This is a genomic window from Planctellipticum variicoloris (assembly GCF_030622045.1).
Lineage (GTDB): Bacteria > Planctomycetota > Planctomycetia > Planctomycetales > Planctomycetaceae > Planctellipticum > Planctellipticum variicoloris.
In genome coordinates this window covers 1,490,650-1,516,947 of record NZ_CP130886.1, presented here as the reverse complement: position 1 = coordinate 1,516,947, position 26,298 = coordinate 1,490,650, and the positions used below count along the sequence as shown (strand labels likewise).

Annotated in this window: 16 protein-coding genes; 9 read left to right on the top strand and 7 right to left on the bottom strand. The window is 63.0% G+C overall.

Annotated elements, in window-relative coordinates:
- Positions 1-490: 490 nt before the first annotated feature.
- Positions 491-3,175, bottom strand: a complete 2,685-nt coding sequence (locus tag SH412_RS05950; protein ID WP_419555788.1) for a M16 family metallopeptidase — start codon at positions 3,173-3,175, stop codon at positions 491-493.
- A 241-nt stretch (positions 3,176-3,416) separates the two neighbouring features.
- Positions 3,417-5,750: an FG-GAP repeat domain-containing protein gene (locus SH412_RS05945; protein WP_336522594.1), complete on the bottom strand. Its 2,334-nt coding sequence runs from the start codon at positions 5,748-5,750 to the stop codon at positions 3,417-3,419.
- A 375-nt stretch (positions 5,751-6,125) separates the two neighbouring features.
- On the opposite strand from SH412_RS05945, the gene ilvB reads away from it, so the two are divergent.
- The 8 genes from ilvB (at position 6,126) to SH412_RS05905 (ending at position 18,556) form a co-directional block, all read left to right on the top strand.
- Entirely contained in the window at positions 6,126-7,922 is a 1,797-nt protein-coding gene (ilvB, locus tag SH412_RS05940; RefSeq protein ID WP_419555772.1) for a biosynthetic-type acetolactate synthase large subunit, read from the top strand.
- 141 nt (positions 7,923-8,063) lie between these two features.
- Positions 8,064-8,465: an arsenate reductase ArsC gene (locus tag SH412_RS05935; protein ID WP_336522592.1), complete on the top strand. Its 402-nt coding sequence runs from the start codon at positions 8,064-8,066 to the stop codon at positions 8,463-8,465.
- A gap of 133 nt (positions 8,466-8,598) precedes the next feature.
- The gene (locus SH412_RS05930) at positions 8,599-9,036 is read left to right on the top strand and encodes a Coa1/Tim21 domain-containing protein (RefSeq protein ID WP_336522591.1); all 438 of its coding nucleotides are present in this window, start codon (positions 8,599-8,601) and stop codon (positions 9,034-9,036) included.
- A gap of 408 nt (positions 9,037-9,444) precedes the next feature.
- On the top strand, positions 9,445-10,560 hold the full coding sequence (locus tag SH412_RS05925; protein WP_336522590.1) for a DUF1559 domain-containing protein: 1,116 nt from the start codon (positions 9,445-9,447) through the stop codon (positions 10,558-10,560).
- A gap of 102 nt (positions 10,561-10,662) precedes the next feature.
- A complete protein-coding gene (locus SH412_RS05920; RefSeq protein WP_336522589.1) occupies positions 10,663-11,160 on the top strand; it encodes a carboxypeptidase-like regulatory domain-containing protein in 498 nt (165 codons plus the stop codon).
- A gap of 81 nt (positions 11,161-11,241) precedes the next feature.
- The gene (locus SH412_RS05915; RefSeq protein ID WP_336522588.1) at positions 11,242-14,178 is read left to right on the top strand and encodes an FG-GAP-like repeat-containing protein; all 2,937 of its coding nucleotides are present in this window, start codon (positions 11,242-11,244) and stop codon (positions 14,176-14,178) included.
- Positions 14,168-17,182, top strand: coding sequence for a CRTAC1 family protein (locus SH412_RS05910; protein ID WP_336522587.1), 3,015 nt, complete (start codon positions 14,168-14,170; stop codon positions 17,180-17,182). Before SH412_RS05915 ends, SH412_RS05910 begins: the two co-directional genes overlap by 11 nt.
- Before the next feature lie 321 nt (positions 17,183-17,503).
- The gene (locus SH412_RS05905) at positions 17,504-18,556 is read left to right on the top strand and encodes a DUF1559 domain-containing protein (protein ID WP_336522586.1); all 1,053 of its coding nucleotides are present in this window, start codon (positions 17,504-17,506) and stop codon (positions 18,554-18,556) included.
- A gap of 99 nt (positions 18,557-18,655) precedes the next feature.
- On the opposite strand, the gene SH412_RS05900 is transcribed toward SH412_RS05905, so the two are convergent.
- From SH412_RS05900 to SH412_RS05885, 4 genes are all read right to left on the bottom strand, one after another.
- A complete protein-coding gene (locus SH412_RS05900) occupies positions 18,656-19,147 on the bottom strand; it encodes a DinB family protein (protein ID WP_336522585.1) in 492 nt (163 codons plus the stop codon).
- 95 nt (positions 19,148-19,242) lie between these two features.
- On the bottom strand, positions 19,243-20,784 hold the full coding sequence (locus SH412_RS05895; RefSeq protein WP_336522584.1) for an ABC transporter permease: 1,542 nt from the start codon (positions 20,782-20,784) through the stop codon (positions 19,243-19,245).
- A gap of 209 nt (positions 20,785-20,993) precedes the next feature.
- A complete protein-coding gene (locus SH412_RS05890; RefSeq protein ID WP_336522583.1) occupies positions 20,994-22,022 on the bottom strand; it encodes an ABC transporter permease in 1,029 nt (342 codons plus the stop codon).
- 49 nt (positions 22,023-22,071) lie between these two features.
- A complete protein-coding gene (locus tag SH412_RS05885) occupies positions 22,072-24,519 on the bottom strand; it encodes an ABC transporter substrate-binding protein (protein WP_336522582.1) in 2,448 nt (815 codons plus the stop codon).
- A gap of 189 nt (positions 24,520-24,708) precedes the next feature.
- Between SH412_RS05885 and SH412_RS05880 the strand changes: the two genes are divergently transcribed.
- Positions 24,709-25,368, top strand: coding sequence for a DOMON domain-containing protein (locus SH412_RS05880; RefSeq protein ID WP_336522581.1), 660 nt, complete (start codon positions 24,709-24,711; stop codon positions 25,366-25,368).
- Positions 25,369-25,378: 10 nt separating this feature from the next.
- On the opposite strand, the gene SH412_RS05875 is transcribed toward SH412_RS05880, so the two are convergent.
- On the bottom strand, positions 25,379-26,296 hold the full coding sequence (locus SH412_RS05875) for a phosphatidate cytidylyltransferase (RefSeq protein WP_336522580.1): 918 nt from the start codon (positions 26,294-26,296) through the stop codon (positions 25,379-25,381).
- Positions 26,297-26,298 lie beyond the last annotated feature (2 nt).

Below are 26,298 nucleotides of genomic sequence, written 5' to 3'. Positions count from 1 at the left end.
TGCGAAGACCGCCCCCCCTGATACACTGAATTCCACCTTGAAACGTCGAACGTCACCGATTTCAGAAACGAACCGACGCACCGCGGACGTAACGGCGCGACGGTCAAGTCTGGGGGGCCGCTGGATGCGGCTCCACCAGCAAAGCTCACGTTTTCCGCCAGCAGGACTCAACAAGCCTCAACGGCCCCGGCGGAGGCAACTCGTCACGACAGGCGTGAAACGCCTGAAACATCGACGGTCGTGCTGGATCTCGCATTGACAGCTTCCCTTCTCTCGCTGCGATCGATCGGCAGGACATCCAGCCCTGCGTGAGGGCGGAAATGCTATCAAGAATGGTCGCCGCGCACAGGAAATTTCCGGTCTGGCGAAGATTTTCCGAAAAAATCTTTCAGTCCAGAACTGGCCGTACGAATACGTTCCCGTGAAATGCCAGGGACGCCGACGGATTCCGTCGGCGTCCCTGCGAATACTTCTACGGCTGCGGGCGGTGTTATTTCGCCGCGCCCGCGGGCTTGTCGTCGTCCTTCGGAGTCGGCTTCTTCGGCTCAAAGTCGCCGGCAATCGCCACCAGAATCCGGTCTGGATGGACGTGCTTCCGCAGCGCCTCGACGACGGACTCCGGCGTCAGTTTCGAGATCTGAGATTCCAGCCGGGCGTAGTATTCCATCGTCCGACCGGCGTAGAGACTTTCTTCGAGCATCCGGGCCAGGGCCGGATCCTCCGTCCGGGCGACTTCCTGCCGCTGCAGATAGCCCTTGGCGGCGTTCTCCAGTTCAACCGCGGTGATGCCCTCCTTGAGCAGGCGATTGAGCTCTTCGGTGATTGCGGCCTGAACCTTCGGGACGTTGTCCGGGTTGCAGATGGCGTAGAGCGAGATTGTGGCCCGTTCGTCGAGTGACGACGCACGGAAGGCCGAGCCGACGCCGTACGACAGGCCCTCCTTCTGGCGGATCCGGTCACCGAGCCGGGACGAGAGGGCGCCGGCTCCGAAGACATAGTTGCCGATGACCATAGCGGCGTAGTCCGGATCGTCGTCCCGCATCGGCAGGGCCGTTCCGCCGAAGTAGAACGCGTTGGCCTTGTCCGGCGTGAGAATCCGGATCGTTTCGGCCTTCAGATCGAGGTTTCCGCTGCGGCTGATCCGCTCGTAGGGCTGAGCGGCCTGCCAGCCTTTGAGCATCCCCGTCACGGCTTCCATCGTGGTTTCCGGGTCGAAGTCCCCGACGACCACGAGCTGCCCCGCCTGGGCGCCCAGGAAGTTCGAATAGAGCTTCTTGACCGCCGCCAGATCGAGCTCGATGGCGGCTTTCAGCTCTTCTTCGAGCGTCATGGAGTAGCGGACGTCGCTCGGCGGATACGGGTTCAGTTTGCGATTGATGGCCCGGACCGCCAGCGACTGGGGATCGGTGAGCCCCTGCTCCAGATCGGACCGATGCGCCTGCTTCAGGATTTCCAGCTCCGCCGGCGGGAGCGCCGGTTCGCGGAGGACTTGCCGGAGCAGATCGAGGACCGCCGGGAGTTTGTCCCGCTTGGTCTGGATGGAGAAGGTGGCTTCGCCGGCATTCCCGCCGGCGCCCAGCGTCGCCAGACTCTGATCGAGCTGATCCTGGAGCTGCTGCCGCGAGAGCTGCTTCGTGCCGCGGACCATCAGGGCCGGGAGGAACTCGCAGGCGGTGCTCATGCCGGCCAGAGACTGGCTGGTCCCGTAGCGCAGCGTCAGCCGCAGAATGACAGTATTGCCGCGGGTTTTCTTGGGGAGGAGTGCGACGCTGACGCCGCCGATTTCGCTCCGGCGGGTGCGTTCGTCGATGTTGGCCGGCGAGACGTCGAACTGCTCGCCTTCAGTGGCGGACTCGCGACCTTTGTAGTCCTTGACCAGTTCGACGATATCGGGCGTGGCGGGCACGGCCGTCCGCTGCGGCTGAGCCGTAGGGATGTAGAGTCCGATCGTCCGATTGCTGGGCTGGAGGTAGGCGCGGGCGACGCGGTCGACGTCTTTGACGGTGACCTGTTCGATCCGATCGCGGTAGAGGAAGTAGAGCCGCCAGTCTCCCTGGGCCTGCCACTCGCTCAGTTCGATCGCCATTTCGGCGCTATCGGCGGCGGCCATTTCCCGCTGCTTGAGGAGTCGCTGCTTGACCCGTTCAACTTCTTCTTCCTTGACACCCCGTTCGACGACAGAGTCGATGGTGTCGAGCAGCGTGTCGAGAACGGTTTCAGGAGTGTTTCCGGTGGCGACTTCGGCCATCAGCCGCAGCGTGCCGGGATCGTGCCAGGCGTAGGCGGCGCCGCTGACGCTGGAGGCTTTCTTCTGCTCGACGAGCGCCTTGTAGAGCCGGCCGGCCGGCTGGAGCGTGAGCACTCCTTCGAGGACATCAATCGCAGAGTAGTCCGGATGAGCGCCCGCGGGGATGTGGTAGACGACGCCGACCACGGCGACGTCGCCGACGCGGCGCAAGGTCACGGTCCGCTCGCCATCCTGGGCGGGCTCTTCGGTGTACGTCGGTTCGAGAACGCGTTCCGGCTTCGGAATTTCTCCGAAATACTTGCCGATGAATTCGAGCGCCTTCTGCTCGTCGAACCGGCCGGCGACGACGACCATGGCGTTATCGGGCTGGTAATATTTTTTGTAGAAGCGGCGCAGGCTTTCGACCGGCACGCGCTCAATGTCGGCCCGGTTGCCGATCGTCGATTTGCCGTAGTTGTGCCATTCGTACGCGGCGCCCATCATCCGCTGTACGAGGACGTAGGCGGGGTTATTTTCTCCGCGCTCGAACTCGTTGCGGACGACGGTCATTTCCGAAGCCAGATCCTCGGCGAGGACCTTGCTGTTCATCATCCGGTCGGCTTCGAGCCGGAGGGCGAACTCCAGATTCTCGTCGTTCGCCGGGAGCGTTTCGTAGTAGTTGGTGCGGTCGACCCAGGTGGTGCCGTTGAACTCGGCCCCGCGCCCCTGGAGGGCCTTGGGGATGGTGGGATGATCCGGCGTCCCCTTGAAGAGCATGTGCTCCAGCAGGTGCGCCATGCCGGCTTCGCCGTAGCCTTCGTGGCGGGAGCCGACGAAGACCGTCAGGTTGACGGTGACTGTCGGCTTCGACGAGTCCGGGAACAGGAGAACCTTGAGACCGTTGTCGAGACGGTATTCACTGATGCCTTCAATCTCGGTGATCTTCATCGGTTTGACCGTATCGGCTCCCTGCACCACGGAAACACCGACCGCGACCAACCAGGCCGCGGCCCATCCCTGCCACCCGCTGAGCATAATCCCCACTCCGTGAGTATCCTGTCGGAACTGCGCAATCCAACCCGGCGCATCCTAACAGTCGACTCTGGGGAATGAAACTCTCTTCCCGACTGGCGCAGCTTGCCGGAGTTGGCGCGTGCGGTGAGAAATCCAGAACGCAGCAAAGCAAAGTCTACTTGCCGTCATCCTGCGGATAGACCAGCAGACGGTCGTGCGTCAGGAGGACCAGATCGGCCCGGCCGTCGCCGGTGACATCGACGACCAGGGCCTCGCGCGGTTCGGTGTCGGAGACCCGGTCGTTGGCGAAACTCTTTTCTTCGAACAGACGGAAGTAGAGGGCGTGCTTGAGGCCGGTTTCCGGTCGGAACTGAAGCAACTCAATAAAGTGGGCTCGCGTGTCGGTCATCACCAGATCGACATGGCCGTCGCCGTTGAGATCTCCGGCGACGACGTCCGTGGGATAGACCTTCTCCAACTGACTTTCGAACGACGCCAGTTCCTTGACCGTCGGGGCTTCGCCGCCGGAGTACAGGACGGCATAGCGGTCCGCTCCGAAGACGAGGACATCGGATCGGGCGTCGCCGTTGAGGTCGGCGATCTGCAACGACTCGAAAGGGAAGTCGCCGAGATCGATTTCTTTCCAAGGCAGGTATCCCGACTCCTGCTTCAACAGGATTCGCAGTTTTTTGACGCCGGGGTCGACGAGGATGATCTCCGGACCGGGCTGGCCGTCGAGATCGACGGCGGCGGCCGCTGCAACGCGGGCGTTGGATTCCGAGACGTTGAACTGTTCGATCACCTGCCAGCGCTGGTCTTCTCCGAGGACCAGGAACCTGGCGAAATTCTCCTGGGCGACGAGGAGCCCGGATTTCCCGCCGAGCTCAGCGACAGTGACCGCGCCGGCGGCGACGCTTGGCAAGCCGGGGCCGCTGGTGTTTTCGGCGGATTTCAGAACCAGTTGATCGTCGAACGCGAAGACTTGGGGACGCTTGGAGGTTCCTTGCAGAATGACGAGTTCCGGCCGGGCGTCGCCGGTGAGATTCGTTGCCAGGAGCCGTTCGGGCGTGCCGTTGAGCTCGAAGGGCTGCATCCCTTCGCCTTTCACCGGCAGTGTTTCCCAGCGGTTCTCGCCGTCCCCGGCCTTGAGCAACTGCACTGCGTAGGTGGTCTCCCGCCCCTTCTTCACACGCAGCAGCAAGATCATTTCGGCCCGACCGTCGGCATTCAGATCGGCGAGTTCCAACCCGACGACATCGCCTTCCGCGGGGATTGCCCGCGGGAACTGAAGCCGACCGTCAACGAGCCGGCTGACGCCGAGCGTCTTTTCGGCGCTGCTGTGAACGACCAGTTCGCTGGCGCCTCTGCCATCCAGGTCGCCGGCTCGCAGTAGATCAGTTCCGGAGAGTCCTGGGAATGGCGTCCCAAGATCCAGCCCGCCCCCCTTGCGCTGCAGGAAGACCAGCATCCGCGAGCCTTCCGGGTCGGAGACGGCAACGTCGGTCAGCCGGTCGCCGTTCAAGTCGGTCAGCGCCACTTCGCGGTCCCGCCCCGTCCCGGCCTTGCCGAATCCATAGTGGATCAATCGCTCGGGCAACTGCCCGGCTGGAGTCGCCACGGTTTCCAGCTTGAGCAGCTTGATCCGTCCAGTCCGCGAATCGACAGTCAGGATTTCGGCGCCGGGGAGTCCGTCGACGTCTTTGAGGCTCACGGCCCGCGGGCGTTCGAGGTCGAAAACGTACTCCGGCCCGAGTCGACCTTCGCCATCCTGCAGTCGCGTGCAGAGCGTGCGATTCAGCCCGTCGCCGGCAAGATAACAGAGGTCGTTCCGACCGTCGCCGTTGAGGTCGGCAATCTGAACCAAGCCGAGTTTGTCGGAGGTATTCAGCAGTTTGACCGGCGTGCCGAACTTTCCGCCTTGCTCCTGGAGGAACACCCAGGTTTCCGATTTTCCCAGGACCGCCAGGTCGGCCTTCCCATCGTGGTTCAAATCGCCGGCGGTCAGCATCCAGGCGGCCGGGGCGACATCGGGGATCCGCAGCTCAAATTTGCCGGTCCATTCGCCCTGCTCGGGCTGAAATCGGACAATCAGGCGGTCCGGGTTGCCAAAATAGGCGATGTCGTCGCGTCCATCGCCGTTGAAGTCGGCGACGGCCAAGGCCGCCAGCTCTTGATCCACGCCGAGCTTCTGCTGGTCGAATCGCCCGGAATTGGCGACGGCGTTCACCTCTGGTATTCCGGCGCCGACGCCCGCGGGAGTGGCGTCGGTCGGCGACTTGCGCTGCAGCAGCAGATCAATCCGGCTGTGGCTGTTGTCGATGGCCGCCAGATCCGTCAATCCGTCGTGGTTAAAGTCTCCGGTAACCAGGCTGTTTGAGCGCTCGGTGAGTTTGGAGACTTCGAGCTCGCGAAAGCCGTAGAACTCGGCGAGTGAAGGTTCCTGGGCGTGCGACAGACCCGCCAGGCAGATCAGGGCGACGCCGGCGCTCAAAGATGTGGGCAGATTCATACGGATCCTCACCAAGTCTCGAATTTCCGGCGCGGAGCGATTGGGAAATCTTCCGACCGTCGTCCTGCGACGGCCACTGTACATCGCGCGAAGGCGAATCGAAAGTTTTCCGCGGACTTTTTCGCAGGAGGCGTTTCGGAAGTCCTTGGCAGGGCGAGGCTTTCCGTACTTGCCCCGCCCGAGGGAGCGGCTGCCGGTGAAATCGATTTCTTTGGTCGGGAAACGGCTGATTTCCGGGAGGCGCAGCGAACAAGACTCGAAACCCGTGTGTCGGATGTCTACACTAGGCGATCCTCGCACAGTTCGCGCATGACGCGGGCCGGGGCGACGGTGTAGGCAGATGGGGGCTCCGGAAAGCCGCCCGATGAGCGAAGGATGATGACTGTGGCGATTTGTGAACGACCGGAAGTGACTGCTGCCAAAAATGTTGTGAACGGCGCCGAGATCATGGTCCAGGCGCTGATCAAGCAGGGGATGGACGTCATTTTCGCGTATCCGGGCGGCTGCAGCATGCCGCTGCATCAGGCGTTGACGTTCCACCGCGACGAAGTCCGCACGATTCTCCCGCGGCACGAGCAAGGGGGGGCGTTTGCCGCCCAGGGGGTCGCCCGCACCACCGGTAAGGTGGGGGTGTGCATGGGGACGAGCGGTCCGGGGGCGACCAATCTGGTGACGGCGATCGCCGACGCCAAGATGGACAGCATCCCGATGGTCGCCATCACCGGGCAGGTGCCGACGACGGTGATCGGGACCGATGCGTTCCAGGAAACGCCGATCGTCGAAATCTGTCGCGCCATTACCAAACACCACTACCTCGTCACCGACGTGCGCGATATTCCGCGAGTCGTGAAAGAGGCTTTTCATATCGCCAATACCGGCCGCCCGGGCCCGGTGCTGATCGATATGCCAAAGAACGTCCAGCTCGCCACTGTGAGCGGGGACGTGGACTACGATCCGCCGATGAATCTCCCGGGCTACCACCCGGAAGTCCGGAAAGCCCATCCGAACCAGATCCGCCAGATTCTCGCCGCCATTCGGGAATCGAAGAAGCCGGTGTTCTATATCGGCGGCGGCGTGATCCAGGCGGACGCCTCGGAAGAATTTACAAAGCTCGCCCGCAAGACGCGGATTCCCGTCGCGACGACCGTCATGGGGATCGGCGCCTTTCCCGGCGACGACGAACAGTCCCTGCACATGCTGGGGATGCACGGCACGGTCTATTCGAACTTTGCGGTCGCCGAGGCCGATCTGCTGATCGCCCTGGGTGTGCGATTCGACGACCGGGTGACCGGCAAGCTGGAAGAGTTTGCCAAGCACGGCAAGATCATCCACGTCGACATCGACGCCTCGGAGATCCACAAGAACAAGGTGGCCCACATCCCGGTGGTCGCGAACGTGAAGCAGGTGCTCCAGGGCCTGAACGCGATGATCGCCGACGACGATGTGCCCGATACGTCGGCGTGGTGGGAGAAGCTCAACGCGTGGAAGAAGCAGTATCCGCTGGCCTATAAGGACTCGGGAGACTTTATTCTGCCGCAGTACGCCATTGATGAGCTCTGCCGGCAGACGCGGGCGAAAAATCCATACGTCTGCGTCGGGGTCGGCCAGCACCAGATGTGGGCGGCTCAGTTCTTCAAGTTCGACGAGCCGCGGCACTGGCTGAGCAGCTCGGGCCTGGGGACGATGGGTTTCGGCCTGCCGGCGGCGATGGGCGTGCAGGCGCAGCATCCGGATTCGCTCGTGATCGACATCGACGGCGACGGCTGCATGCTGATGAACGTGCAGGAACTGGCCACGCTGCATTGCGAGAAGCTGCCGGTCAAGATTCTGCTCCTCAACAATCAGCACCTGGGGATGGTGATGCAGTGGGAAGACCGGTTCCACGAAGGCAACCGGGCCCACACCTACCTGGGACCGGTCGACCACCCGGAAGCCGTCGGCGCCGGCGAGGGAGCCCATTACGAAGAGACCTATCCGAACTTTGTGCAGGTGGCCCGCGGCTTTGGCGTCGGCGCCGCGCAGGTCCGCCGGAAGCAGGACTTCCCGGCGGCGCTGGCGGAAATGCTGGCCTACGACGGCCCCTATCTGCTCGACGTCGTCTGCCCCTACCAGGAGCACGTGCTGCCGATGATTCCGAGCGGCAAGACCGTCCACGACATCATCGTCGAGTAACTCGTACAGTTCGCCAGAGATCTCACAGAGCCCCCGGAATCCGGGGGCTCTGTTCGTTAGCCGGGCAGGTCTTCATGCATCCTTCATGGACGGAAATTATGCTTCCGGAAACACGACCGTAGTCGCTTGAGACGTCCCGCCATGAGCCTCCCCCGCGTGCTGTTTGTGTGTGTCGAGAATTCCAACCGCAGCCAGATGGCCGAGGCATTCGCCCGCCGGCATGGAGCGGCCATTGTCGAAGCCCACAGCTCGGGGTCGCGACCGTCGGGGCGGGTCAATCCGCGGGCGATCGAGTTCATGCAGGAAGTCGGCTACGACCTGACGACGCACACCTCGAAATCCCTCGACGACATCCCTCCCGGACGGTACGCCGCGGCGATCACGATGGGCTGCGGCGATTCGTGCCCGATGGTCGCGGCCGACATCCGCGAGGACTGGCAGATTCCCGACCCGAAGGAGCTGCCTGCCGACGAGTTCCGGCAGATCCGGGATCTGATCGAGTCGAAGGTGAAGGCGCTGCTGACGCGCGTCGCCGCCGGCTGATCGCGGGGGTTCGGGCCGCTGGTTGCCGGTCGGAGTTCGCGGCCTCGGAAACTGAGTTTCGCGGACTCCGCGACTTGGGTATGGTTTTCCGCAGCCTGTGACCGTTTGTCCCGACTGCGGACGCGCTGCAATCATGCCCAACAGCGACGAAGACCTCGAAGAGTACGCCCCCCGTTCCGCGAAACCGAGCCGTCGGAAGAAGTCGTCCGCCGGGGTGTGGGCGATGATCCTGGTGGTCGTCGCAGTCGTGATCGGCGGCGGGACGCTCGTCTGTTGCGGGGGCTTCGTGTACTTCGGGCTGAATGTCATGTCGGCGGAGGTGGAGACGGAGTTGCGCGACAACGCCCGGCTGCGCGAGCACATCGGCGAGATCCAGGAGTTTTCGATGAACGTCACCCGCTCGCTGGCCAACGACGATGACGACGTCTTCGTCTACAGCGTCCGCGGCACGAAGGGGAGCGGCGAACTGACGGTGCATCACGTGACCGGCGACGACGGAAACGAGATCGTCGTGGCCGCGAGTTTGCGCCTGCCAGACGGTCGGACCGTGGACCTGTTCGAAGAGCAGTAAGTGCTGACGCTGGCGTTCGGTGGCGCATCGGCGGCTTCTGAGTCGATGCGGAGAACTGGCATCCAGTGCACGCCGGAAGCGGTCAGGCTTACGCACTCACGGGCGGCCGACGGTTCCCGAGAATCGTCGACAGCCTGCCGGGGCGGCGTCTCTACCCCGTCTCAGAACATGAACAAACGAACCCATCTGCAGCGTTTGCGTCGCGAAAAGTGGTCCATTTCCCGGCACAAACGCTGAACAATCCGGCAGTTTTCTGGTTTTTTGGGTTGCCACGGACTTGTTTTTGCGTATGCTTTCTTTCAAAGTTGACTTTGAGCACGTTTCGACGTTTGCATCATTCGCTCATCTCTCTTCGCAGATTCCTGCGTTTCCCCGTTGTCTGTAATTTTCTTTTCCGGGAGGTCACCCATGACGAAGTCTCGCGGTCGTTCACGTGTTGCGTTTACCCTGATTGAATTGCTGGTGGTGATCGCCATCATCGCCATCCTGATCGCACTATTGCTGCCCGCTGTTCAGCAGGCGCGCGAGGCCGCTCGTCGTACACAGTGCAGAAACAATCTGAAGCAGCTTGGGCTGGCACTGTACAATTATCATGATGTGTACAATGTTTTTCCGATGATGTCCGGGAATACGGGGGGACCCGGCGGACAACGTCAGGGCAGCTACGTGGGTATGTTGCCGTACATCGACCAGGCGCCTCTTTTTAATATCTGCGCTTCGGGCGGGCCGACGGCACATATCACCGGCGCTGCGAACAACTATGCGAATTTCTCATTCGTTCCATGGGATGAGAACCATGTGGGCGTGGTCGCCAAGATACCAATGTTGCTCTGTCCGTCGGATGCGGACACCAGAGTCGAGGGGAACGAGGGAAAGTGCAACTACATGACGTCCCGCGGCGACACCATCTGGGATCACACTCCGCAGTGGAATGGCAACGGTCAGCGTGGACTTCGCGGGTTTTTCGTCGGGGGCCAGCCGGGAGCGGGTACTCGTTCCGTGCGTGATGTGACCGACGGGCTGAGCAATACGATTGCCATCAGCGAAGCGATTAAAACAAAGCCAGGCGCCACGACGATTCTGACTGGGGCAGTCTCCTACCAGTTCGATCAGGGGACGTTGCGTACGAATCCTTCGATTTGTCTGACCGGCCTCGGTGCCGGGGGCGTTATCACGACGACGAACGGCAATTCACTTCGCCGTGGCACTCGCTGGATGGACGCCGCGCCCGTGTTCACGGGCTTCACAACGATTCTCGGGCCGAACAAGATCAGTTGCCTGTCGAGCAATGGCGGGGATTCTGGCGATGGAATTCTGGAACCGTCCAGCATTCACACGGGTGGCGTTCATGGCCTGATGGGTGATGGCGCCGTTCGTTTCATAAGCGAGAACATCAATGCGGGAAATGCCACATTGACGAATCCGCCAGGCGGCTCCGATCAGCCACCGAGCGGACAAAGCGTCTACGGCGTTTGGGGGGCACTGGGTTCCATCAACGGTGCAGAAACCGTGACAGATTTCTAGGACCGCTTTGCGCCTTGGATCATCGCACGTAGAGTGAGGGACGTTCTTCGCCCCTCACTCTACGTCTTTCTGAATCGGCAATTCTCTGAGGATGTTTACGCGATGCGAACGTCAATTCTGCACGCTTCAATCGCCCTGACGCTCGGTGCAGCAGTTCTGGCCGCTGGATGTTCGGGTGGGGGAGATGGAGCAAGTAAACGCGCCCAGGTCTTCAAGGCCAAAGGCAAGGTCACGTATATGGGGAATCCGTTGGTCGGCGCGTCCGTGGCCTTTTCCCCGCAGGGGAATCAACCTGCGGCTGTCGCGCGTTCCGACGACAACGGAGAATTCTCACTGATGACTTATCGCGCTGGCGATGGTGCTGCCGCGGGTGATTACAAAGTCATGGTCACGGTGACCGATGAGGCAACGCCCGGTGAACCGAAGGAAGCGCACGGCACCGTGGCGGGCGTCGACTATGCGGCAGCCTATTCCCACAGCGGCAAAGGGAAACGCTCCAGCAACATTCTCCCCGCGAAGTACAGCGACGCCCAGAACACTCCGCTGACGGCAAAGGTCGAACCCAACGGGAAGAATGAATTCACTTTCGAACTCAAGTAACGCAGTTGATGCGATGACTCCATGAGTCGAAATTCAACTTACGCAGCGCGGCATTTCAGCCGAATCGGCCGGAATGTTGCGATGCTGATACTTTCCGCCGTGTCCCTTGGCGCTGCCGGTTGCGACCGCACTTCGCCGCGTCAGGAGTCGGTGCTGTCCCAGGCGCGGGCGGCGCTGGCAGGCGGAAATTTTCGGAGTGCAGAGAAGCTGGCGTTGAAAATCCAGCGTGATAGCCCGGATTGGATGATTGCGATTGCTCTTGCGGGAGAGGCCGCGACGAAGGATCAACGCGTCGACGATGCCGTCCAACACTATCGAACGCTGGCTCTAAAACAACAGGAGTCGCGGGAACTGCCGCTGGGGGTGTTTTATGCCGCCGAAGCCTCCCGCGATGCCGGCCGATTGACCGAGGCGGAAGCCCTCTATCGGCAATTTTTGAATTTCGCTCCGAATAACGCTCTGACGCACGAGCGCATGGCCTTTCTGACGAGCGTGTCCGGCAGACGGTGGGAGTCTTTTCCCCACTACTTCTTCTTGGTTCGTAGCGGAACGGCGACCGTTCAGGAGCTGATTCTCTTTGCGGATCTCGATCGGCCCGTCGAGCAACGTCCGTTTCTGGAGCGTTGCTCTGAAAAAGTCCCCGACGACCGGCTTGTCCAACTGGGGTTGGCCAGTCATTCGTTCTGGGAGGGGGACGCCGCTGGTGCGGAGTCCCGGTTGCGATCTCTTGTCGCAGAGACACCGGATCTGATTGCCGCCCAGTCGATGCTGGGCGAGTTGCTGGTCACTCGGTCGAGCCAGCAGTTTCAGGAGTGGCATCGAAAGCTCCCGGCCGCCGCCAATGGCGATCCCGATATCGCGTATGTTCGTGGGCTCTGGGCCAGGACTCAAAATCGACCGCAGGTGGCCGCCCGATGTTGCTGGGAGGCCATCCGACTGGCCCCGACGCACCGCCGGGCGACATTTCAATTGGCCCAGGTTTTGCGGTCGATTGAGCATCCCGCCAGCGCGCCCGCCGAAGCCCGCGCCAAGCAATTGATTCAGTTGACGCAGGAGATTGACCGCGTCTTGCGCACGAAGTCTCAGGACGCTGCGCCCTACCGGAGCGTGGCGACGCTTCTGGAGCAAATGGGCCGCATCTGGGAAGCCGGCGCCTGGGGCGTTGTGGCGAGAAAAGAGTTTCCCGAATCGGAATGGATCGGAGACTTGCTGTCACGTGTTGCCGCGCAGCTCAACGACCAATTGCCGTTGGTGACTGACAACGAAAATCTTGCTCTGCGATACGATCTCTCGGGATTTCCCGAGTTCGCCTCTCTGATCAGCAGCAGTGCCGACGACTTGCCGCGTGATCCAGTTTCAAGTCGGGAGGCCATTCGATTTGCCGCAGAATCGGACGGCCCGGACTTCGCCTACTGGAACGGCGCAGATCCGGAGACGCCTGGCGTGCGCCAGTTCGAGCAGACCGGCGGCGGGGTCGGAGTTCTCGACTTCGATGTCGACGGCTGGCCCGATCTGTTCTTTCCGCAGGGGCTCGACTGGCGAACCGGCTCAATGGTTCCCGAAGTCTCGAATCGCTTTTCCGATGGATTGTTCCGCAATCGTGGCGGAGAAGGTTGGGGTGACGTGTCGACGTCCGCGGGATTGCATGACACCGGCTTCGGACAGGGATGCGCCGCAGGCGACTTCGACAATGACGGCTTTCCGGATCTTTACGTCGCCAATGTCGGCCGGAATCAACTGCTCCGTAACAATGGCGACGGCACGTTCGCCGATGTCACGGACGCCGCCGGCTTGACGACCGGCGACTGGACGGTGAGTTGCGCACTGGTCGATGTGAACGGCGATGGTGATCCGGACCTGTACGATGTGAATTATCTCACGGGTCCCGGCGTTTATGAGGCGATCTGCAACGGCAAAGCCTGCTCTCCGGGCGCCTTTGCCGGCGCTCCCGATCAACTGCTCATCAGCCACGGCAATGGCCGGTTTGCAGTTCATCCGCCCGACTCGCCGGAAGTTGACGGAAAAGGAATGGGAATCGTGGCCTTCGACGGGAGCGGACGCGGTCGACCGAGCCTCTTCATCGCCAACGACCAGGTGCCGAATTTCCTGCTGCAGAACCGGGCGACGGATAGTGGCGACCGCGTGCGGTTCGACGACGAGGGCTTTCCCGCCGGGGTCGCGTTCAATCAGGACGGTCTGGCGATGGCGTCGATGGGGATTGCCGCGGACGACGCCGACGGCGACGGTCGCATCGACTTCTATGTCTCTACCTTTAAGGACGAGGGGAGCACGTTGTTCTTGCAGAGTTCGCCCGGCCTGTTCGTCGAATCCGCCAACACCGCCGGCCTGAAAGGGCCGACGTTTCCGTTCGTCGGCTGGGGGGCGCAGTTTCTCGACGCCGATCTCGACGGCTGGCCTGACCTGGTCGGCGTCAACGGCCACGTCGACGACTATCGGGACAAGGGGGGCGAGTACCACATGCGGCCGCAGTTTTTCCGCAATCTCGGCGGCGCGCGTTTTGAAGAGTTGCAGGGCGCGGGCGTCGGTCCCTACTTCGCTCAGCCGAGGCTGGGACGCGGACTGGCGCGACTCGACTGGAACCGCGACGGCCGCATGGACTTCGCCGTCTCGCACATTGGCGACCGGGCGGGGCTGGTCACGAATGATACCGCACAAGCCGGACACTTCCTCAATATTCGCCTGAGTGCCCGCACGACGGCGCGCGACGCGATCGGGGCCACGGTCGAAGTCGTCGCGGGCGACCGTCGCTGGACGAAGCAGCTCGTCGCAGGGGACGGGTACATGGCCGGCAACGAACGATTGCTGCAGTTCGGACTCGGCTCGGCGGAGACGGCGACGCGGGTCAAAGTTGAGTGGCCGTCCGGGGCCACATCCGAGGTCGATGACGTTCCCGCAGATCGCACACTGGAGCTGATCGAGGATTCGTCGCGAGGGATCTTGCGCGAAAACCCGGAATGCTCGGAGGTGATCGCGACGGTGACCGGCCATGCCGAGTAAGCGGTCGAAGCGGAACCGCGTTCGATCCGGAGCGACTGCGGTCGCGCCTGAAGGTGTCCGTCGATATGGGGGCACAGGCTGGAAGGGGTTCGCGGCGGCGCTGGCAGGCGTGCTGATTGCGGCGGCCGTGTTCGGCATTTTCCAGGTTCGCGAGCCGCCGGAACGCGTGCTGGCGGAGGCGCGACGCGAGCGCGGCAGGGGCCGCCTGGCCGAGGCGGAGCGGCTGGCGGCGCGCGTGCTCGAACGGGATGTCGCCTCCGGAGAGGCCGGGCTGCTGGCAGCGGAGTGTGCGAGCGGGCAGCAGGCGTGGGTACGGGCCGCCGGATATCTGCAGAAGTCGGCTCCGGCTGCGCCGCGCCTGCGTCTGGAAACATCTTTGAAGCTGGCCGAGCTGGAGCATCGTCGGCTGCATCGGCTGCGGAATGCCGAACGGGCTTACCGCGCGGTTCTCGAGATCGATCCGGGACATGTTCGCGCCAACACCGGACTGGCGGAGCTGTTGAGTCTTTGCATCCGTCGTCGCGAGGCTCAGGAGTGCATTCTGCGCCTGATCCAGGCGGGCGAGGAAACCGAGCTGCTGATACTGCTGGCCCGGTCCGAGGGGATCGTGAATGATCCGGAGCTGCTCGAAGAGGCCCGGGCCGCCGATCCGGCCGACCCGAATCCCCTGGTCGGGCTGGCCTGGCTGGCCGCGGAGGCCGATCACATCGAGCTGGCGCTCGAACTGCTGGACGAGTCTCTCCGGCGGCAGCGCGATCACCTTCCGGCGCACGTTCTGCGGGGCCGGTTGCTGATTGAGACGAATCGGGCCGGGGATTTCGCCGACTGGCTGCACGGGTTGCCGGCCAGCGCCGACGCATCAGGGGAGGCCTGGTTTCTGCGGGGACAGATCGCCGAGCAGGCGGGCGATCTGCCGGCAGCGATTCGCTGCGACTGGGAGGCCCTGCGGCGGACGCCCGAGCTGAAGGGGGGGGCGGGCCGGCTGGCCCGGCTGTTGACGGAAGCGGGAGAAACGGAGCTAGCTGCGCGCTTCGGCGACCAGGTCCGCCGGGCTTATGAACTGGAGCAGGTGCAGAATCGGGTGCTGTTTCCGGGAGGGGAACGCCGGGCCGATCTGCTCGGCGAACTGGTGCCGGCCTTTGAGGCGGCCGGCCGGCTGTGGGAAGCGTACGGCTGGTGTCGGCTGGCTGTCGCCATGAATGTTGGCGGGCCGGAGCTGCACAGGGTGCTGCAGCGACTGCAGCAGAGCGTTGCCGGTCTGCCGCTGCAACTGATGGCCGAGAGCGCGAATGTTGCGCTCTCCGTCGACCTCTCTCATTACCCGTTGCCACGACGGGCGGCCGTCCTGGCGGCGCCGACCGCGAGCGGATCGTCATCGACGACTCCGTTGTCATTTCGCGATGACGCCAGAGCCGCCGGCCTGCAGTTTCGATTTTGCAACGGCGTCGGCGGTCCCCCGACGCAGCGCATGTTTGAATTCACGGGAGGGGGCGTCGGCGTGCTGGATTTCGATCTCGACGAGCGGCCCGATCTGTTCTGTTCTCAGGGTAAGACCTGGCCGCCCGGGGTTCCCGATCGCGAGCATGGCGACCGGCTCTTTCAGAATCGGAGCGACGCCGGCTTCGTTGACGTCAGTCTTAGTGCCGGAATCGTCGAGGACGGTTTCGGGCAGGGGGTGACGATCGGCGACTGGAATACTGACGGCTTCCCGGACGTGTACGTCGCCAACATCGGCCGCAACCGGCTGTGGCGGAATCAGGGCGATGGGACGTTTACCGACGTCACGCCAGGGGCCGGCATTGATGGCGACGCCTGGACGACGAGCGTTCTCCTGGCCGACCTCAGCGGCGACGGATTGCCGGACATTTACGACGTGAACTATGTCACGGCGCCCGACGTGTTCGATCGGGTCTGCCGGCACGCCGACGGATTGACGAAAATGTGCATGCCGTTTGATTTCTACCCGCAGCCGGATCAATTCTGGCTGAACGCGGGGGACGGTCGATTCATAGACGCCACGGCGAGTGCGCTGGATGAGCCGCCGCTGGGGATGGGGCTGGGAATCGCCGCGTGGGATGGGGACGGCGACGGACGGCTCAGCGTGTTTGTGGCGAACGATACGACCCCCAGCTTCTTCTTCGTCCGGGACTCCGCGCCGGATGGAACATTCCTGCTGCGCGAACGGGGCATTGAATCCGGGCTGGCGTTGAATGGAGACGGCAAGGCGACGGGGTGCATGGGAGTGGCGCTGGGGGATGTCGACGGCGACGGTCGGATCGATTTGAATATCACCAACTTTCTGGCGGAGCCGAACACTCTGTTTGTGAATCCGGTTGCAGGCGTCTTTGAGGACCGCACGCGCGCCGCGGGGTTGTCTGAACCTTCGCTGGAAATGCTGGGTTTCGGGACGCAGTTTCTGGATGTCGATCTCGACGGATCGCTCGATCTGTTTGTCGCGAACGGCCATCTCGACGACCTGACTCGTTTCGGACGCCCCTACCGGATGCCGCCGCAACTGTTTCGCGGCAATGGACGGGGGGAGTTTGCTGCGGTCCCGCCGGAAGAACTCGGCAATTACTTTCAGAGCCGCTGGCTGGGGCGGGCGGCGGCGAGACTCGACTGGAATCGCGACGGGCGCGAAGATCTCGCCGTCGGGCATCTGGAGGACGAGACCGCCCTGCTCACGAACACCACGGCGGAGGCCGGGCGAGCGTTGTCGCTGCGCCTGATCGGAATCACTTCGAATCGCGACGCTCTCGGGACGACGGTGACCGCGAGAACCGGTTCGAAGACTGTCATGCGACAGCTCACTGCGGGGGACGGCTACCAGGCCAGCAACGAACGGCGGCTGGTGATCGGGCTGGGGGAATCGGACACGATCGACGAGATGATCGTCCGTTGGCCCTCGGGGCTGCAGCAGCGATTTCTCGATCTGAAGGCATCCGGAGACTGGATTGTCCGTGAGGGGCATCCGCCGTTGAGCGTGCCGAGTGACGGGCGCTGACCGGGGGGGACCGATGGCCGCGACTTGATGAAGACTCGGTGAGAACTCGGGACGTCTGGTTCTTCATTTGTTGGGAATCTTCACAGAATCAACGCAAACGCCGGCATCGGGAGGACGGTTGCTCGACTTTTTGCAGGAATCATGAACTTCCGTAACTCTCTTCGCAGAAGTGATTTACGTCTAACTCCATTTGCGCCTGGATCGGGTTCATCGGGAATACTCCAAACCCTCACACAATCTTAATTTCGCACCGGATGATACCCCGGTCGTCTCACGCAGGGTGAGCGGTGTGTGATTCTCAGGGTTTTGGAGAGGTTCCGGATGAAGATTTCCACGGCGACTGAAAAGTCGCGCCGACAGGGGTTCACCCTGATTGAGCTGCTCGTTGTGATCGCCATTATCGCGATTCTGATCGCGCTCTTGCTCCCCGCCGTGCAGCAGGCCCGCGAAGCGGCCCGCCGGACGCAGTGCAAGAACAATCTGAAGCAGATGGGCCTGGCGGTCCACAACTACGAGTCGACCTACACCCGGTTCCCGTCGTCCGGGGAATACACCGACCGTGCGGTGATCGGTCGCCGGTTCTTCCCGGTCTCGACGTTTACGCAGATCCTGCCCTACATCGACCAGGCCCCGCTCTACAACCAGTTCAATTTCGCCTATCACTACTCCAACAGCGCCCTCAGCACCAACGCGACGGCCGCCAAGACGACGATTGTCGCGTTCCTGTGCCCGAGCAATCCGAACGCCAAGCCAGACAACCTGGGCTTCGGCAGCGTCGACTACATGCCGATCGCCTACACCGATCTCAGCCCGACGACTGGTGTTCGCAACAAGTGCGTCGACCTCACATCGCTGGGGAGCGACGTCGATAGCGCTCTCGGCCTCTGCAACCGGATCGCCGACGTCACTGACGGGACCTCGAACACGATCGCGATCTTTGAAGACGCCGGTCGCGATGTGAATACCGTGGGCTCCTACGATCCGGTCGGCCTGCTGGGCACCGTTCCGCGGTATCTCAACAGTGCTCGTGGCATCGACCTGACCGTCATGCCGTCGAGCAAGTCGTGCCCGAACCGCTGGGCCGATCCGGACAGCGGCAGCGGCGTCTCCGGAGCGGCCAATGCCACGACCAGTTCGCTCGGGATCATCAATCAGAACAAGACGCCTCAGGGTGGCCCGACGACGGGACCGAATCCGTGCCCTTGGACGACCAACAACTGCGGTCCGAACGACGAGCCGTTCAGCCTGCACGTCGGCGGCGCGCATGCTCTGCTGTGTGACGGCACGGTCCGGTTCATCTCGGAAAACACCGACACGCACATCGTCCGCCGGCTCTGCAGCCGGGCCGACGGCGAAGTGGTCGGCGAGTACTAAGCTGCGGGGGCCAGCTCCCGAACCCTGAGAGTGAACGCAACGGGTCACGATCTTCAGATCGTGACCCGTCTGCATTGGCGGGCGCAATAATTGAGTCGATCAGGCCGGCTGGCCGGCCTTCCACAGATTCAGCGTCAGGTGGGCCTGTCCCTGATGGTGGGCTTCGTGCCAGGCGACGACTTCAAGAACCCGTTCCAGCGTCCAGCCCCGCTGTTCGAACCACTTGGGGATCTTCGGCAGGTCGTCCGGGCCGAAGCCCTGCAGCGTCGTCAGCAGGTGGCTGCGTCCGTCCGCCAGGACCTGCCGGATCATTTCGACCGTGGGAATGTCGTCGTCGGGCGTGCTTCCCCCTTTGAAGCGCGGAATCAGTTCCGGGTAGGGGGGCATGGTCCCCAGCAGGCGCTCGGTGGCGAACAGGGCTTCCGTGACGCCGACGTGCATGAGCTGCCAGGCGATGTGTGCGCGACCGGGGCCGGGACGCCAGCCGAGCACGGCGGCGGGATCGGTCTGCCGGGCGACGTCGTCGAGCGTCAGCAGGGTCCGCTGGCGCTGAAAGTCGAAGAGTTTGAAATACGTGTCGAACGGATGCATCGAGCGCCTTTCATGAAGTGGTGGCGAACCCGGCAGGTTGCCGGCGAGTCCTTCCGGACGGACCCGTTTGGCGCGGAGGGGTTCACGCAGTCGACTCAGGCTCGCGACCCTCTCAGCCGCGGATCGGAGGCGTCCCGCAGGGCTTCGCCGACCAGGTTGTAGCAGGTAATGGTGATGAAAATGGCCAGCCCCGGGAACTGAATCAGCCAGGGGGCGCGAAAAATCGCGTCGCGACCGGACGAGAGGATCGAGCCCCAGGAGGGGGTCGGGACGCTGATCCCCAGCCCCAGAAACGACAGGCTGCTTTCGGTCAGAATCGCTCCCGCGACGCCGAACGTCGCCGAAACCAGGACGGGCGCCAAAGCGTTCGGGAGGACGTGACGGAAGATGATGTGCGGGGCCGAGTAGCCGAGCGCTTTGCCCGCCAGGACGAACTCCTGATCGACCAGCCGCAGGAACTCGCCCCGGACCAGGCGGGCGATGCCGGTCCACCCGGTCAGACCGATGATGATCATGATGTTCATGAGGCCGGGGCCGAAGAACGCCACAATGGTCAGAATCAGGAAGAACGCCGGGAAGCAGATCACGACTTCGATGATTCGCGAGATGACCAGATCCCAGAAGCCGCGGAAGTAGCCGGCGACGGCGCCGACGATGATGCCGATGAAAGTGTAGATGCTGACAGCGACCACGCCAACCGCCAGGCTGACGCGGCCCCCCCAGATCATGCGGCAGAGGATGTCGCGTCCCAGGTCGTCAGTCCCCAGCCAGTGGGGACCGTTCCAGGGGGAACTGGGCGATTTTGCCGGCTCTTTGAGAGCCCAGTAGGGGGGGGCGGCTTTGCGGGAGAGGTCGTCTTCGTCGATGGCGAAAGGAATCGGCGGCCAGAGGACCTGCTGGAAAACGACCGGGGCCGTCGCTGCGGCGGGATCTGCGGCCAGGACGGCCAGTTTGTAATTCGTGCGGTCGAGTCGCTGCGGGACGAACCACCACCAGCCGACGGCAGCGAGGACCGGCACGGCGAATACAGCGGCCGTGAGGCCCCGACGCAGGGCGTGCTGGCGGCCGACCGGCGCCAGCCGGCTCACTCCCCAGAATCCGAGCGGGGCCGCGAGGCAGACGACATAGCCCGTCATGAAAAAGAGATCCATCCCGCCGAGGCTGGCGAGCACGGGCCACCGGGCGGTTTCCCGAAGTTTGAGATCGCCGCGTGAAAAGTCTTTGCGAAGCTCAATCTGCAGCTTGCGGAGCCCGGCGGCATCCGGCGTCGAGGCGGCGGCGGTCGCCCGAGCACCGAATTCCCGCAGTTTCGCTGCGTCGTCGACCGGAAGTTCGACGGCCATCAGTTCCCACTGCAGCCGGGCGGACTTCAGCAGTTCGGCGCGGCGGCCGGCCTGCGATTCGCTCGAAATCTGACCGAGCAGCGCCCGCAGCGTCCGGGCGGCTTCCTGGTAGTCGAAGCGGTTGGACCCGACGTAATAGAGGGGCCGGTCGTGGGCGATCAGCGGGGCAAAGATGCTGACGCCGAACAGCAGGGCAATCACAACCGCGGCAGCCACGGCGAGCCGACGGCGACGGAACTGCCGCCAGATGAGAACCCATTGACTCTGTCGAACCCGGTGCTGCACCGCAGTCACTGTGGCTGCTCCGCGATATTTGTGATTTGTCAGTTGTTATTTGTCAGTTGTCAGTTGCGGGTGGTCCATCGTGTCTGGCTCTCGACTCTTAACATCTTGTTGCGTGGCATCTTCCTGCCTCCCTCTCCTGTTCCTCTTCCTCTCTGCGAACTCCTCTTTCCTCTGCGAGAGATCCTCGCTGTCCCAAAGGGGGCTCGCGCGTTTCCGGGCTATTTGTCGGCTTCGAAACTGACGCGCGGGTTCACGACGACGTAGAGGATGTCTGAGAGAAGGATGCCGAAGAGGGTCAGGACCGCCGAGAGCATCAGCGAGATCATGACGAAGTCGTACTCGCGACGCAGGACGTTTTCGTAGGCTCTCAGTCCCATGCCCGGGATGTTGAAGACGAACTCAATGATCACGCTGCCGCCGATCAGGGCCGGCAGCAGGGCCGCCAGCAGGGTGATCATGGGAAACAGCCCGTTGCGGAGGGCGTGGATCAGGATGACGCGGGCTTTGCTGCAGCCTTTGGCCTCGGCGGTGCGGATGTAGTCCTGGCGGATGACTTCCAGCATGCCCGCCCGCATCTGCCGCGACAGGTAGGCCAGTCCGCCGTAGGTGAGGCAGGCGACGGGGAGGACGATGTGCTGCAAGTAGTCGGTGAAGCGCTCCCAGGAAGAGAGCTGATCGTAGTGATCGGACCGGAGGTTCATGATCGGGAGGAGGGGAGGAGTCAGGCCGAATTGCCGCCAGAAATCCGACGCAATCGCCATCCGCAGCAATTCCGCCACCCAGAACGACGGGAGGCTGTAGAGCATGAAGAGCACCACTGTCAGCAGCTTGTCCCCCCAGGAATGGGGGAACGCGGCGCTGTAGATCCCCGTTGGGACCGAAATCGCGTAGATCAGCAGAAACACGATCAGGTTGAGGCCGATCGTAATCTTGAGCGCCCGGTTAAAGTCGCCCCAGATCGGCTCCTCCGTCTGAAAGAAGATCATGTCGCCGCGCCAGAGGCGATCGAGGAAGTAGCCGAACTGCACGACGACGGGCTTGTCGAAGTGGAATCGTTTGCGGAACCGGAGTTCGGCCGCTTCGGTCCCCCGTTCGGCGTTCATGCCGGCCTGGGCCTGAGCCGCCCCGCCGAATTTCTGCGAGGCGGGATCTCCGGGGGCAAGCTTGATGACAAAGAACGAGAGGACCAGGATTCCGAGCAGGGTCGGAAGCATGAGCAGGACGCGTTTGGCGATATATCCGAGCAAGGCTGGCGGTCCCCTTCAGGCGGCGAAGCACGGGAGGCATCCCAGGCGATCATTCCTTGATCAGTTGCTCGTCTTTGGGGACGTACCATTCGGTGAGATCGAAACCCGGACGCAGGCGATACCACTTCACCCCGCGGAATCGCTGGTGGTAGGCGCCGAAGTCTTTGATGCAATACATGAACATGTAAGGCTGCTCGGCATCAATCAGCCGGTGAAACGCGTGATGAATCTTCTGCCGCTTCTTGTCGTCGAGCGTGACGCGCAACATCTCGATCAACTCGTTGGCCTGAGCGTTGTTGAACGAAACGTGATTGCTGCCGCGCTTGTCCGCGCCGGCCTGCGATCCGTGCCAGATCTGATACGGGTCGCTCTCGACGGGCGTCACCCAGCTCAGAGTGCAGATGTCGAACTTCTTCGAGCGGATGCGGTCAATGAACGACGCCCATTCCTGCAGCCGCACGTCGAGTTCGATGCCGACGGTTCGCAGGCTCTTCTGGTACAGCTCTATCCGCTGCTGAACCACCGGATTGCCCGGCGGAATATAAATCGTCAGCGAAAGCTTTTTGCCGTCTTTGTCGAGCAGGCCGTCGTTGTCGGTGTCGACCCAGCCGGCATCGGAGAGAAGCTCCCGGGCGGTATCGGGCGAGTAATCGAGCGGGGCGACCGAGTGGTCGTAGCCCGGGCCGAAGTAATACTGCGATCCAGAAACGATCACGCCTGCATTGTAGAGTTTCTTTTCCAGGAAGTCCTGCTTGTCGAACAGCATCGACAGTGCGATCCGGACCCGCCGATCCTGGAACTCCGGGTTGAGCATGTTCCAGCCGATGTAGTTGAACATCGGCGTGAACCAGTCGGCTTTGACGTACTTGTTCTTGAACCAGTCGGGAGGGCCTTTGAGGTCTTCGAAATACTGCTCCGGCGTCATATACCAGAAAAAGTCGATTTCGCCGGCCTGGAGAGCCTGCATCGCCGTCACGTTATCGGGGATGAACTTGACGATGATCTTGTCGAGATAGCCCGGACGCTGCTGATTCCAGTAGATCGGGTTTCGCTCCAGCTCGACGAGCTGATCCCGGACCCAGCGACCAACCATGTACGGACCGGTTCCCAAGGGTTTCAGGTTGTATTCGCTGTCGGTGTTGAAGAACCGGCCGAACTCTTTGCCGTGAACGCTCCACTTCCCCTGGGCGGCTTCTTCCGCTTCGGTCAGCGGCTCAAGCGTCAGCTCGACGTTCTTCGAGTCCTTCACCCGTTTGGCGAAGAAGTGGAACGGGGGAGTATAAAGCCCGATCTGCGCGGTCACTTCCAGGGCTTTGAAGTACTGCTGACGGTAGCGCATGCGGACCACGTGAGGCGTGAGCCCTTTGCACTCGATAATGTCGGAGTAGTAAGTGCGGATCGACTCGCCATCAACCGTCGGATTCTTGAGGGAGGCGTAGGCGAATTCCAGATCCCTGGTCGTATACGGAGTCCCGTCAGACCACTTGACGTCCTGCCGCAGCCGGTACGTGTAATACGTCTGTTCCTGAATATCGCTCCATTCCCCCGCCTTCAGCGTCAGCTCGGCGTCCCCCGAAGACTTCAATTCTTCGCGGAGCGGGTTTTCTTCCGTGGCCGCCGTCACGACCAGCGAACCGTCGTCCCCTTTCTTCGCTTTACCGTAGATTTCGGCGCCGGTCTTGACGACGTACGTCCCGGTCGGAAATGCGCTCAACGTGACTTTGCCCTGGGGATCGCTCCACAGGTGATATCCGTTGAGCGGGGCGCCGAGAATCTTGCCCTTAGGAAACACGCCGACCCAGACTCCTCCGAGCGGTTTGCCGGCAGGGTCGCTGGTCAGGACTTCGACCTTCGCGGGTTCATCCCTCTCGCTGGCCGGTTCGGTATAGTCGAATTCGAAACTCGCCGCGGGGGTCTCGCCTGTCCGGGCGATCCGGCGCTCCTTGCCGGGATAGTCGGCCGACAGCTTCACGGAATCTTCGGCGACCCAGGATTCTGCAAGATGGGGCTCAAATTCGAAGGTCTCCATGTTCTGCCAGAGCAGAGACTCCTGCACGTACTGACCGATGTAGGTCTGCACGGCGGACGTCTCGACGATCGGGTTGAGTGTCTTCGGTTCCGAGTTGAAACGGATGCGGATCGCGTCGCCGCGGACAGGCTCGGACGGTTTGGCTTTTGCATGCTCGTTGCCGACGTCGGCCTGGATCGGACCGGTGAGCTGCAGGTCCTGGGATCCCGTCGTCAGCCGCGGAATTTCGATTCCGTCGACTTCGGTCATGATCGGAATGACGGGGACGTCGGGATACGCGGCGTCAACCGCGGCGATCTTTGCCGGCGAATCCGCGACCTTGCCAGATGGATCGGCCGATGCCCCCTCTGCGGGAGTCGCGGACTTCGCTGCGCTGTCGGCGGCCGGCGGAGACGACGTCGTGCAGCCGGCCAGCAGAACACAGGTCAGGCCGGCGGCCCGCCAGGCACTCGCGATGAATCGTGGCATCTCGCAATTTCCTCCGTGCAGCTTGATACGCTGACGCGACGTTGGTCGCTGGCCGGATTCTGGCAGACTCGTCCGGGAGCGGCAAGGACGGTTCGGCATTTCCGGAGCGTGTGTGCACGTGCGGATGGAATCGGCGGCGGCTGGCGACTACAGTTCTGAGATCGCCCTCCGTCTTACGCGAGCTCCCCGATGAATGCCGTCGTCCCTCCCCGGTTTCTCTTTCGCTGGTCGTTTCCTGCGCGACAGTGGAACGGTGCGCCGGCCGTTAAAGGCCGGCTGCTCGACCTGCCCGCGGAATACATCCTGCCCTGGCCGACGGGATTCGACGCCGGGCCGACGTTCGCCGAGATTCGCATGGGGTGGAACGCCGGGGGACTGGCGCTGGGGGTCAACGTGACGGGCAAGCGACTGCCGCTGCGCGTTCAGCCGCAGATGCCGGCGGAGTCGGACGGCGTCCAGCTCTGGATCGACACGCGGGCGACGCAGACGGTCCACCGCGCGACGAAGTTCTGTCATCACTTCTGCCTGCTTCCGGCGGCGGGAAAGGGTGGCAAGGGGGGAGGTCCGCTGGCTGTCGGGTTGCCGATCGCCCGGGCGCGCGAGGATGCGACCGCCACGGATGCCGCCAGCGTCCGGATCTGGTCGGAAGTGCGGCCGGATGGCTACGTCCTGGACGCCTGGATCCCCGCCGAGGCCCTCACCGGATACGATCCAGCGGGTTCGCCGCGGATGAGCTGGTATCTGCTGATCCGGGATGCGGAGCTGGGGGACCAGACACTGACGGTGGGTCGGGAGTTTCCGTTCGACGCGGACCCGAGCCTGTGGCAGACGCTGGAGCTGGTGCGATAGCCGCCCGCGGTCAGCCGTTGAATTCGGGGATGTTCCACGTCGCCAGGGGGAGCCCTTTCCAGAGCATGTAAGCGACGGGGCTGGCGTAGAGGACGCTGTCGAGCAGATCGAGCAGGCCGCCGAAACCGGGGAGGAGCAGGGCGGAGTCCTTTTTGCCGACGTCGCGCTTGATGAGCGATTCGCACAGGTCGCCGATGAGCCCGACGACGCCGAGCACCAGCCCGTAAAACGCCGACCAGTACCAGTCGGGGGGATGCCAGGTCGAGTTGAAGAGGGGCGTGGCGAACTGCAGCCAGAGGATGGCGCCGAGGGACGAGCCCACCAGGGCGCCGAAGCCGCCCATCCAGGTCTTGCCGGGCGAGAGGAGGGGGACCATCTTGCGTCGTCCGAAGAGCCGCCCCAGCGTGTAGGCGCCGACATCGCCGGCTTTAGTCACGATGACCAGCGACCCCAGTACGAGATATCCCGCGTCGGAGCCGGCGACCCAGCGCAACTGGGCGGTGACTCCCAGCAGCACGCCGAGGTAGCTGACGATCAGCAGTTCGCAGCCGAGCGTCTCCATGCTCCGCCCCGGCTCGCGATAGCGGTAGGCGGCAGTCAGGAAGAGGAGCAGAATTGTAAACGAATAAGCGAGCAGCACCTGCGCCAGCGTGTTGCCGTCCCCTTCGACGCGGATCGGCATATGTCCGAAGCGACCATACCAGCCCGCGGCGGAGACCAGCACGCAGCAGGCGGCGACGATCCCGCGGTTGGGGGTAAAGGAGCGCGTCCAGAGCAGGTCGACCAGTTCGCTGGAACCGCGGATGGCCAGGCCGATGGTCAGCAGCAGCAGGATGGGGGCAGACGGTCCCGCCAGCGCATCCAGGTAGAAGATGCCGAACAGCCCGGGGATCAGGATTGCGGAAATTGCCAGTCGCCAGCCCAGCATAG